At 70.4% G+C, this 11607-nt stretch carries 9 protein-coding genes; 5 read left to right on the forward strand and 4 right to left on the reverse strand.

The genetic code is table 11. The annotated features are described in order from the left end of the window. Positions 1 to 160 precede the first annotated feature (160 nt). Positions 161 to 1525 (forward strand): MFS transporter, encoded by a 1365-nt coding sequence (locus ACQVFL_RS24210; RefSeq protein ID WP_396698987.1) that lies wholly within the window; start codon positions 161 to 163, stop codon positions 1523 to 1525. Positions 1526 to 1587: 62 nt separating this feature from the next. Beyond that, on the forward strand, positions 1588 to 2013 hold the full coding sequence (locus ACQVFL_RS24215; protein WP_396698985.1) for a globin: 426 nt from the start codon (positions 1588 to 1590) through the stop codon (positions 2011 to 2013). 67 nt (positions 2014 to 2080) lie between these two features. Here the strand turns inward: ACQVFL_RS24215 and ACQVFL_RS24220 are convergent, their stop codons facing one another. The 4 genes from ACQVFL_RS24220 to ettA form a co-directional block, all read right to left on the reverse strand. Then, positions 2081 to 2665: a YbjN domain-containing protein gene (locus ACQVFL_RS24220; RefSeq protein ID WP_396698983.1), complete on the reverse strand. Its 585-nt coding sequence runs from the start codon at positions 2663 to 2665 to the stop codon at positions 2081 to 2083. A gap of 131 nt (positions 2666 to 2796) precedes the next feature. Beyond that, positions 2797 to 3495 (reverse strand): hypothetical protein, encoded by a 699-nt coding sequence (locus ACQVFL_RS24225; protein ID WP_396698982.1) that lies wholly within the window; start codon positions 3493 to 3495, stop codon positions 2797 to 2799. Then, a complete protein-coding gene (locus tag ACQVFL_RS24230; RefSeq protein WP_396698980.1) occupies positions 3492 to 3938 on the reverse strand; it encodes an acyl-CoA thioesterase in 447 nt (148 codons plus the stop codon). The genes ACQVFL_RS24225 and ACQVFL_RS24230 overlap by 4 nt, the downstream gene beginning before the upstream one ends. Before the next feature lie 15 nt (positions 3939 to 3953). Continuing rightward, entirely contained in the window at positions 3954 to 5630 is a 1677-nt protein-coding gene (ettA, locus tag ACQVFL_RS24235) for an energy-dependent translational throttle protein EttA (protein WP_396698978.1), read from the reverse strand. Between the two features lie 354 nt (positions 5631 to 5984). Here ettA and ACQVFL_RS24240 point away from each other — a divergent pair, with 354 nt between their 5' ends. The 3 genes from ACQVFL_RS24240 (at position 5985) to ACQVFL_RS24250 (ending at position 11391) form a co-directional block, all read left to right on the forward strand. After that, positions 5985 to 7385: an alpha,alpha-trehalose-phosphate synthase (UDP-forming) gene (locus tag ACQVFL_RS24240; protein ID WP_396698976.1), complete on the forward strand. Its 1401-nt coding sequence runs from the start codon at positions 5985 to 5987 to the stop codon at positions 7383 to 7385. A 41-nt stretch (positions 7386 to 7426) separates the two neighbouring features. After that, positions 7427 to 9988 (forward strand): trehalose-phosphatase, encoded by a 2562-nt coding sequence (gene otsB / locus ACQVFL_RS24245; protein ID WP_396699074.1) that lies wholly within the window; start codon positions 7427 to 7429, stop codon positions 9986 to 9988. Positions 9989 to 10806: 818 nt separating this feature from the next. Beyond that, positions 10807 to 11391, forward strand: a complete 585-nt coding sequence (locus ACQVFL_RS24250; RefSeq protein ID WP_431727672.1) for a hypothetical protein — start codon at positions 10807 to 10809, stop codon at positions 11389 to 11391. Positions 11392 to 11607: the final 216 nt, after the last annotated feature.

Here is an 11607-nt window from a genome sequence, read left to right on the forward strand (position 1 = left end):
AGTCGGAGATGCGACCGTCCACCCGTTCGCCCTAGCCAGTTGTCAGACGATCGGGCAGAATCCGGTTCACGCGCTACCAAGCGCGGTCACGTCCTCGCTGATCCCACAGATCTGACGATGGTTCCGGAACGGCCATCACGAGTGGCCCGCCACCGGGACGATGGAGGCGAAGGTGTCCGACGAGCGACCTTCTCCGGAAGGCCCGGCCACCTTCCGTGAAGTCTTCGCCCAGAGTGAGTACCGCGCCGTCTTCGCGGCCAACACGCTGACCTGGATCGGCGACTACGTCGCCAAGGCGGCGGTCACCCTCCTGGTCTACCGGACGACCCAGTCCGTCGCGCTCTCCGCCGCCGCCTTCGCGGTGAGCTACCTGCCCTGGCTGATCGGCGGGCCCCTGCTGGCCACCATCGCCGAGCGGCACCGCTACCGGCAGGTGATGGTCGTCTGCGACCTCATCCGCATGTCGCTCATGCTGCTCATCGCGATCCCGGGCATCCCGGTGCCGGTGATCCTGGCGCTGTTGTTCGCCACCACCCTGGCCAACCCACCGAGTCAGGCCGCCCGGTCCGCGTTGATGCCGCTGATCCTGCCCGGTGACCGGCTCGTCGTCGGGCTCTCCATCAACGCCAGCGTGGGACAGGCCGCCCAGGTGGTCGGCTACCTGCTCGGCGCCGTGGTGGCGACGGTCAGCCCGACCGCCGCGCTGCTGATGAACGCGACCGCCTTCGCGCTCTCCGCGCTGCTCGTCCGCCTCGGCGTCCGCGACCGGGCACCGGCGATGAGCACCGCTCACCGCAGTCACCTGCTGCGCGAGACCGCCGACGGCTTCCGGATCGTCTTCGGTACGCCGGTGCTGCGGGCGATCGCCGTCCTGGTCTTCAGCGCCATGCTCTTCTCGATCGTGCCCGAGGGGCTCGCCGCCGCCTGGGCGAACGAGAGCGCGGGCGACATGAACACCGGCCTGGCGCAAGCCGTGATCATGGCCTCGCACCCGCTCGGCTTCATTCTCGGCGGCCTGCTGATCGGGCGGCTCGTCGGGCCGACCCGCCGACTGGCCCTGATGCGACCGCTGGCCGTCTTCGCGCCGCTGGCCCTGGTGCCGTCGCTGCTCGATCCCGCACCGGTGATGGTGGCGCTGCTCGCCGCCGTCTCCGGGTTCGCGGTCGCCGGCATGCTGCCGGTCGCCAACGGACTCTTCGTGCAGGCCCTGCCGGACGGCTTCCGGGCCCGGGCCTTCGGCGTGATGGCCACCGGCGTACAGGTGATCCAGGGCGCCGCGGTGCTGGTGACCGGGCTGCTCGCCGAGCGCTTCCCGATCCCCGTCGTGGTCGGGGTGTGGAGTGTCGCGGGCGTGCTGCTGATGTCGATCGTGGCGCTCCGCTGGCCCGACCACCGGGCCGTGGCCGCCTCCGTCGATGCGGCCCGACGCGCCGGTGCCGACCCCGCTCAGGGCGGTGCCAGCGGGTCCGAGGCGCCCGGCTCCGAGCAGGTGGGTCCGGGCCGACCACAGCACGCGGTGAGCTGAACCACGCTCGGCGGGCCGTCCCGGTCGGGCCGTCGGTCGACGATGCCTGGCAGGATGGAACGGTGAATCCCGCAGGTGAGTCCGAGCGCAACGGTGAGACGGTCACGCTCTTCGAGGCCGTCGGCGGCGAGCCCACGTTCCGCAAGCTGGTCGACGAGTTCTACGCCGGTATCGCCACCGATCCGCTGCTGCGGCCGATGTACCCGGAGGACCTGGGCCCGGCCTCCGACCGGATGAGGCTGTTCCTCATGCAGTACTGGGGCGGCCCGAACACCTACTCGTCGCAGCGCGGGCACCCCCGGCTGCGGATGCGGCACGCGCCGTTCCGGATCGGCGCGGCCGAGCGCGACGCCTGGCTGCGGCACATGCGTCGGGCGGTCGAGCGCCTCGACCTGCCTCCGACGATCGAGACCGAGCTCTGGAACTACCTGGAGCGGGCGGCCTTCTTCATGGTCAACTCGATGGAGGACCCGGGCGCGTCCGCGTGAGGCGTAGCCGCCCCGCCCGGGGCGTGCCCGCCACCCGCGCGGCGGCGGGCCGCACCCGTCGGGTTGATCAGAGCAGCGCGCCCTCGTCGTGCAGCCAGTCGACGAAGCTGGTCGCCACCGCCGCACCACAGTCGAGCAACTCGACCAGGAGAGCGTCGTGGGCCCCGGCGGCGAGCGGCACCTGCAACTCGGCGTAGATCGGCAACTGGCCACGCTCGGTGGCGTCACCCACGTACGCCTTGCAGAAGCGCCGGGTGTGGTTCCACTCGTTGACCACCCGGTAGGCGCGGTCCGCCCAGTCCGGTGGCACGGTCGCGTGCGGCCGGGCCCGGAGCACCAGGATCTCGTCCTCCGGCCCCTCCAGCGTGACCAGCACCGCGTGCCGCTCCCACATGGCCAACAGGTTGCCGTCGCCGTCGGCGAGATAGCGCACGTCGAGCAGGTCGAGTGCGTCGCAGACCCGGCCCAGGGTGACCGGTTCGACGGTCGCCGGCATGTCGGCGATCAACGGATGCTCCCCGCCCGACCGGTCGTCCCCCGGTCGGCGGGGCGGAGGCGGCCCGACCCGGACCGTGCCTTCCACCGTGATCCTGCTTCGAGTTTCCGGGTCACCGCCACTGGCGGGACCGGGGCGCCATGACCACCACGGCATCGCTCGCGCACCTCACTCCCCAGCGGATCCAGTCGCCTACGGTGGGTTGGATCCGAGGATGGACGGTACCCGGACAGCCGGAACGAAGCACCCCCCCAACGGCAGCCCCAGCCCAGAAGGATGAACCAGGGTCATCCGTTCGCATGAGCCACGGAGGGCCGTACGACAAGATCCGTGGCCTTCTGCGACCAGACGGCTCCATACGGTCCCACCAGTCCGACCCATCGGCCAGCCGTACGGACCTGGACCGCGCCCGATTCCGGCGAATCCCCGGCAGGCCCTAGGAAACCCATCCGAACCAGACCCTGCACCAACCGCTGGGTCACCTCCACCGGACGGGCAGGCTCGTCGTCCGGCGTGACCACCACCGCCACGTGGTCGAGCAGGGCGTCCCGCAGCGCACGCTGCCCGACCGCCCGACCGGCCACCCCGTGCGCGGCGGCCTCGCGCAGGGTGCCCGCCGCCGCCGAGGCGAGCCGACGCAGTTCCCCGCCCGGCAGCGTCTCCACCCACCGACTCCCGGCCGGCGGCAACGCCCAGCGCCACTGCGCGTCCTGTCGCGCGGGCAGGACGGCCCCACCGGCCGCCAGTTCGGCCAGCAGGCTCCCGGCGGCCACGGTGACGTCCCCGGCGCCCGGACCGGCCACCGTGCGCGCCACCAGGACGCCCCACGGCAGCCGGGCCCAGAGGGCGGTACGGCCCGGCGCACCGGCGGGCCGCAACCGGACCAGGGCCGTGTTCTCCAACCGCACCAGCCGGGACAGGAACGCCCCGGCGTCGGCGACGTCGGCGATCCCGTGCCCGGTGCCGTCGCCCGTCGGTCCGGTCACGGTGTCCCGCCGTCGAGGGCGTACCCGAGCAGGAACGTCCGCTCCTGCTCGGTCAGCCGGCGAGCCGCCTGCTGGGCCAGGTCGAACGGCACCAGCACCGAACGCGCCCGGCTGACCAGCAGGTCGCCGTCGTACATCTCGTAGCCGATGGTGAACGAGGCGGCCCGGATCTGCTCCACCCAGAGGTCGATCCGCACCGTGGGCGCACCCTCGGCGGTGGCACGGTGCAGGGCGAAGTCGACCGGACGCAGATAGTCGATCTCGTGCCGCCGGATCACCACGCCGTTGGTGAACGAGTCGATCCCCTGGGCCTGGGCACCGGCGAACATCAACGCCACCCGGGCCTCCTCGTACAGCGTGAGGAAGCGGGCGTTGTTGACGTGCCCGTACGCGTCCTGGTCGGACCAGCGCAGGGTGCAGTGGTAGACGAACCGGTCAGCCACGACGATCCGCCCCGATCAGTCGCGGGTCAGCTTGCGGTAGGTCACCCGGTGCGGCCGGGCCGCCTCGGCGCCGAGCCGGTCGACCTTGTTCTTCTCGTACGCCTCGAAGTTGCCCTCGAACCAGAACCACTTGGCCGGGTTCTCGTCGTCGCCCTCCCAGGCCAGGATGTGCGTGGCGACCCGGTCCAGGAACATCCGGTCGTGGGAGATCACCACGGCGCAGCCGGGGAACTCCAGCAGCGCGTTCTCCAGGCTGGACAGCGTCTCCACGTCCAGGTCGTTGGTCGGCTCGTCGAGCAGGATCACGTTCCCGCCGATCTTGAGCGTGAGCGCCAGGTTGAGCCGGTTGCGCTCGCCGCCGGAGAGCACCTTGGTCGGCTTCTGCTGGTCCGGCCCCTTGAACCCGAACGCCGCGATGTACGCCCGGGAGGGCATCTCGACCTTGCCCACCATGAGGTGGTCCAGCCCGTCGGAGACGACCTCCCAGACCGACTTGTCACCGGCCAGGCCCTGCCGGTTCTGGTCGACGTACGACAGCGAGACGGTCTCGCCGACCTTGACCGAGCCGCCGGTCGGCTGCTCCAGCCCGACGATGGTCTTGAACAGCGTGGTCTTGCCGACACCGTTCGGGCCGATGATGCCGACGATGCCGTTGCGCGGCAGCGAGAACGACAGGTTGTCGATCAGCACCCGGTCGCCGAAGCCCTTGGTCAGGTTGTGCGCCTCGATGACGGTGTTGCCCAGACGCGGACCCGGCGGGATCTGGATCTCCTCGAAGTCCAGCTTGCGGGTCTTCTCCGCCTCGGCGGCCATCTCGTCGTACCGGTCGAGCCGGGCCTTGGACTTGGTCTGCCGCGCCTTGGCGTTGGAGCGCACCCACTCCAGCTCCTCGGTGAGGCGCTTCTTCATCTTGGCGTCGCGACGTCCCTCGACGGCGAGCCGGGCGGCCTTCTTCTCCAGGTACGTGGAGTAGTTGCCCTCGTAGCCGACGGCCCGGCCCCGGTCCAGCTCCAGGATCCAGCCGGCCACGTTGTCCAGGAAGTACCGGTCGTGGGTGATCGCCAGCACCGTGCCGGCGTACTTGGCCAGGTGCTGCTCCAGCCACTGCACGCTCTCCGCGTCCAGGTGGTTGGTGGGCTCGTCGAGCAGCAGCAGGTCGGGCGCCTCCAGCAGCAGCTTGCAGAGCGCGACCCGGCGGCGCTCACCACCGGAGAGCTGGGTCACGTCGGCGTCCGGCGGCGGGCAGCGCAGCGCGTCCATGGCCAGTTCGAGCTTGGAGTCGATGTCCCAGGCGTCGGCGTGGTCCAGCTCCTCCTGGAGCCGGCCCATCTCCTCCATCAGCTCGTCGGAGTAGTCGGTCGCCATCTGCTCGGCGATCTTGTTGAACCGCTCCAGCTTGGCCTTGGTGTCCGCGACCGCCTCCTCGATGTTGCCGAGGACGGTCTTCGCGTCGTTGAGCGGCGGCTCCTGGGCCAGCAGCCCGACGGTGTAGCCGGGCATCAACCGGGCCTCGCCGTTGCTCGGCCGGTCCAGCCCTGCCATGATCTTGAGGAGGCTGGACTTACCGGCGCCGTTCGGACCGACCACACCGATCTTGGCCCCCGGCAGGAAGCTCAGCGTCACGTTGTCGAGCACGACCTTGTCGCCGTGCGCCTTGCGCGCCTTTTCCAGGACGTAGATGTACTGGGCCACGGTACGGGCTACCCTCCGTCGGTGGTGATCGCCGAATGTCGTGTGGTGCGGGTGCGGGCCGGATGACCGCCCGCCGCCGGCCGGGAAGCCGGCCGCGCGCACGCCATCGTCAATCCTGACAGGTACGCCGCCCCGCGCCCACATCGCCCCGCCCGACGTCGCCGGGCAGACCACCGGGGCGACGCGGGGCAGCCCAGGGTGTCGGGGCAGGCGGCGGGCCCTGTCACCATGATCACGTTCACGGTTGACGGAGTCTGGGAAGGGTAGGTGACTCCGGCACGGGGGAACAGACGCCGCAGCTACGCTCAGTACGCTCATCGCGGTGGACCCGTCAGCACCCGGAGGTGGCCGATCGTGACCGTCCGTAGCTCCTTTGTCGTAGTGGCGAATCGACTGCCGGTCGACGAGGTGAGCACACCTGAGGGCCGGCAGTGGCGACGCAGCCCGGGCGGGCTGGTCACCGCACTGCATCCCGTCCTCGCCGAGCATCAGGGCACCTGGGTCGGGTGGGCCGGCGGCACCGGCGCGGCCCCCGAACCGTTCGACCTGGAGGGCATCCGCCTGCACCCGGTGCCGTTGAGCGCCGAGGAACTGGAGCGCTACTACGAGGGCCAGTCCAACGCCACCATCTGGCCGCTGTACCACGACGCCGTCGAGACGCCCGCCTACAAGCGACGCTGGCGCGAGGCGTACCGGCTGGTCAACGCCCGCTTCGCGGAGGCCGCGGCGGAGGTCGCGGCCGAGGGTGCGACGGTCTGGGTGCAGGACTACCAGCTCCAGTTGGTGCCCGCCATGCTCCGGGAGCTCCGTCCCGACCTGCGGATCGGGTTCTTCCTGCACATCCCGTTCCCGCCGATCGAGCTGTTCATGCAGATGCCGTTCCGCACCGAGATCCTGCGCGGGCTGCTCGGTGCCGACCTGGTCGGGTTCCAGCAGCGGCTGGCCGCGCAGAACTTCGTCCGGCTGGCCCGCCACCTGCTCGGCCTGCGGTACGAGGGCCAGATGATCCAGGTGGACGGTCGACAGGTCAAGGCCGGGGCGTTCCCCATCTCCATCGACACCAAGGAGATGGAGCGGTTGGCCGCCGACCCGGCGATCCAGGCCCGGGCCAAGGAGATCCGCGAGGAGCTGGGCAACCCCAAGACGATCATCCTCGGCGTGGACCGGCTCGACTACACCAAGGGCATCGAACTACGCCTCAAGGCCTTCCGGGAACTGCTCGCTGACGGAAAGTTGACAGTTCCGGACGCCGTTATGGTGCAGGTCGCCACGCCGAGCCGCGAACGGGTCGAGCACTACCAGGCACTTCGCGTCAAGGTCGAGCGCGAGGTTGGTCGGATTAATGGCGAATTTGGGCGGGTCGGTGTGCCGGCGGTGCATTATCTGCATCAGTCGTACAGTCGGACCGAACTGGCTGCGATGTACGCCGCCGCTGACGTGATGATGGTGACTCCACTGCGAGACGGAATGAACCTCGTGGCCAAGGAGTATGTCGCGTCGAGGGCGGACCACGGGGGCGCGCTCGTACTCAGTGAGTTCGCCGGCGCAGCCACCGAGCTGCGTCAGGCGTTCCTGTGCAACCCGCACGACCCCGACGCGGTCAAGGACGCTCTGCTACGGGCCGTGCATGTGGAGAAGCCGGAGGCTCGTCGCCGTATGCGGACAATGCAACGCCATCTGCGCACCCACGACGTGGGGCACTGGGCGAAGTCCTTCCTCACCGAACTAGGTGTGCCTGACATGGAGGCGGCGTGAACGCCGGCTCACACGAGATCATCACCCCGGCGGCGGGCACCATGGACCCGGAACTCCGGTCCGCCATCGGCCGGATCGCCCGGGTCCCCCAACTCCTGGTCGCCTGCGACTACGACGGCACACTCGCGCCCATCGTCGAGGACCCGAGCAAGGCCGTACCCCTGCCGGAGTCGGTGGCGGCGGTGCGCGCCCTGGCCGCGCTGCCGCAGACCACCGTGGCCGTCGTCTCCGGACGCGCGCTGCGTGACCTGGCCGCGCTCTCCCGGCTGCCCAGCGAGGTCCACCTGGTCGGCAGCCACGGCTCCGAGTTCGACATCGGATTCGTCGAGCGGCTCTCCCCCGAGCTGATCGCGGTCCGCACCCGGCTGCGGGACGCACTGCGCGAGATCGCCGCGGTCCACCCGGGCGTACGCCTGGAACGCAAACCGGCGAGCGTCGCGGTGCACACCCGTGGGGTGGCGCCCGAGATCGCCGGCGCGGCCATCGAGGCGGTCCGCAACGGCCCCGCCACCTGGCCGGACGTGACGGTCACCCAGGGCAAGGAGGTGATCGAGCTGTCCGTGGTGGCCACCCACAAGGGCACCGCGGTCGACCAGCTCCGCACCCAGCTCTCCGCCAGCGCGGTGCTCTTCATCGGTGACGACATCACCGACGAGAACGCCTTCGGCAACCTGCACGGCCCCGACGTCGGCATCAAGATCGGGCCTGGCGAGACCAAGGCCGGCTACCGGGTGGACGAGCCGATCGAGGCCGCCCGCGCGCTCGGACTGCTCCTGGAGACCCGACGGCACTGGCTGTTCGGCGAGCGCGCGGTGCCCATCGAGCGGCACTCGATGCTGGCCAACGGGCGTACCGTCGCCCTGCTCACGCCGGACGCCAAGGTCTCCTGGCTGTGCAACCCCAAGCCCGACTCGGCGGCGATCTTCGCCGACCTGGTCGGCGGCAGCCCGGCCGGACACTTCAGCGTCGCGCCCGAACGCGGCGGCATCCCGCTGGGCCAGCGCTACCGGTCGGGCACCATGACCGTGGAGACCCGCTGGTCCGGGCTGACCGTCACCGACTGGCTCGACAAGCCCGACCCCAAGGCCACGCCGGACGGTCCCGCGATCATCTCCGGGGACTCGACGCTGATCCGGGTGCTGGCCGGCACCGGCCGGGTCCGGGTGGAGTTCGCCCCCCGGCCCGAGTTCGCGCAGGTCGCCGTCCAGCTCCAACCGGTCGGCGACGGCCTGCTGGTGCTCGGTTCCAACGAGCCCATCGCGCTCTACTCCCCCGGCGTGCAGTGGGAGGTCGGCAACGACGGCGGGTACGAGACCGCCAAGGCGGTGGTCGACCTCTCGGCGCTCGGCGGGCAGGTCGTGCTGGAGCTGCGGTTCGGTACGCACAGCCTGGAACACCACCGGCTACCGATCCACGAGCGGCAGGCCGCCGCGGAACGCCCCTGGAAGGACTGGGTCGCCTCGCTGCGGCTGCCGACCACCGCACGGGACCTGGTCGCCCGCAGCGCGCTCACGCTGCGCGGCCTCTGTCACGAGGCGACCGGCTCGATCCTCGCCGCCGCGACCACCTCGCTCCCCGAGGAACTGGGCGGCGTCCGCAACTGGGACTACCGCTACTGCTGGCTGCGCGACGCCGCGATGACCGCCCGCGCCCTGGTCGACCTCGGCTCGATCAGCGAGGCCGAGGCGTTCCTGCGCTGGGTGGACGGCTGTGTCGAGCGCACCGGCGGACACCCGGAGCGGCTGCACCCGCTCTACACCGTCGACGGGTACGAGCTGGGCGCGGAAGCCGTCATCGACACGCTGCCCGGCTACGCCGGCTCCCGGCCGGTACGCGTCGGCAACCTCGCCAACCACCAGCTCCAGCTCGACGTGTTCGGCCCGATCGCCGACCTCATCGCCGCCACCGCCGACGCCCGGGGGTCGGTCCGGCCCGAGGAGTGGCGGGTGCTGGAGAACATGGTCGAGGCGGTCCGTCGCCGCTGGCACGAGCCCGACCACGGCATCTGGGAGGCGCGTCTGCCTCCCCGGCACCACATCTTCTCGAAGGTGATGTGCTGGATGACCGTCGACCGGGCGCTGCACGTCACCCGGCAGCACGGCGGCGAGGACCGCACCGAGTGGGTGGAGCTGCGCGACCGGATCGGCGCCAACGTCCTCGAACACGGTTGGCACGAGCACGCCGGGGCGTACAGCGTCGCGTACGGCGACGAGGACATGGACGCCTCGTCGCTGTGGATCGGCCTGTCCGGGCTGCTGCCCGGCGACGACCCGCGCTTCCTCTCCACCGTGCTCAAGATCGAGGCGGACCTGCGCAGCGGCCCGGTCGTCTACCGCTACCACTGGGACGACGGCCTGCCCGGGCGGGAGGGCGGCTTCCACATCTGCACGTCCTGGCTGATCGAGGCGTACCTGCGCACCGGGCGGCGTACCGACGCCGAGGAGCTGTTCCTCCAGATGATCGACACGGCGGGTCCGACCGGACTGCTCCCCGAGCAGTACGACCCACTCGCCGAACGCGGGCTGGGCAACCACCCGCAGGCGTACAGCCACCTCGGCGTGATCCGCTGCGCCCTGCTGCTGGACAACATGCTCAAGCAGTAACCCTCGTACGCGCACCCGGAGCGGCCGGAGACCCCAGGTCCCCGGCCGCTCCGCCGTCTCTCTCTTTCCCCCCAGCCTCCCACCACCCTCCCCCTCGCTCTCTCGCTCCCCTCGCTCCCCTCGCTCCCCGACCCACCCCTTCCTGACAATCCCTCCCATATCGCCCACCAGGCCCGCCCGAGGACGTGGTTGATCAAGGAGTTTTGGTCTGGATCCGCCGCCCATCCAGACCAAAACTCCTTGATCAACAGGGGCGATCTTGGGGGCGGCCTTGGGGATTGCTGCGGGGGTAGGCGCGCGTGGTCGGGGTGACTTTCGGGTGCGTGGTCGGTGTTCGGCAAGACGACTTGCGAGCTGCGGGACATCTGGGTGGTCGGACAGGGCGGGCATCGGCCGCATGGCGACCCTGCGGCCGGCATGAGGTGGCGTTTGGGGGCCTGTGAGATGCATGTTCCGTTATGGGCGGATATGGGTCGGTGCTGGATGGAATCGGGGTGGGGTCGGCGGCGTTGTAACCGGGTGGCTGACCGAGGCTTACCTCGCCCCGTGGTGGGTGGCCGGCTGATGTCGGAATGACTCGGCTCGGTCGGTGGTTGTACCTGGTCCCGGCGCCGTAAGGGCCCTCGCGGATACCTCCTCCGGGGAATGGTCCGGCCGGGCAGGTGGTTGTGCATTGACCCGACGTCGCAGGGTCCGCTGATCCCCTCGGATCTGGTGCGTCGGATTCCCCTCTTCTTCTTCAGCGCCTGACGGCGTTTGCGTCGCCTGTCCTTCCCCCCTTCCGGGCTGGTGGCGTCTACCCCCGAATGGAGCTTGTGATGAACTCGAAGCTGCTGCGTAAGAGTGTTCTCGGTGTCGCTGGTCTCGCCTTCGCCGGTGGTGTGTTCGCCGGTCCCATCGGTCAGGCCGACGCCACCCCCGTCACCACCTCCCTGGTGGCGGTGCAGGCCGACAAGCCCGACACCGGCAAACTGATCCCGCACGGTGTGCAGGGCGCCCAGTCCCGCATCGACCTGTCCGACGAGCAGGTCGCCAACGCCAAGGCGATCATCGCCGCGACGAAGAAGGCCGGCATGGACGAGCGTGCCGCCGTGATCGCGATCGGTACGGCGTTTCAGGAGTCGAAGTTGGAGAACCTCGGCCACCTCGGTGACCGCAACGACCACGATTCGCAGGGCCTGTTCCAGCAGCGTCCGTCGTCTGGGTGGGGCACGGTGGAGCAGATCACCGACCCCGAGTACTCGACCCTCGCCTTCCTGAAGGGTTTGAAGCAGGTCGACGGGTGGCAGGACATGCCGCTGACGGTGGCGGCGCAGACGGTGCAGGTGTCGGCGTTCCCCGACCACTACGCCCAGTGGGAGCAGCAGGCCGCCGACCTGGTCGCCGCACACTGGAACAGCTGACCCACACCAGGCACAGACTTTCCTCGACAAGGGGGAGCAAGAACGCCGCCGGCCGGCACCCGCAACCTGGGGTGCCGGCCGGCGGCGTCTCCCGTGCCTGCGAGATGCGGCACCGCGCGGGGGTGGGAGGTAAGGAGGGGACCCTTCCTCTACACCAGGCGTTAGCACGGGACCCCTCCTTACAAAACAACCCCACCGCGCAACCCCGCCGCGCAA

Source organism: Verrucosispora sp. TAA-831 (assembly GCF_050780145.1).
Lineage (GTDB): Bacteria > Actinomycetota > Actinomycetes > Mycobacteriales > Micromonosporaceae > Micromonospora.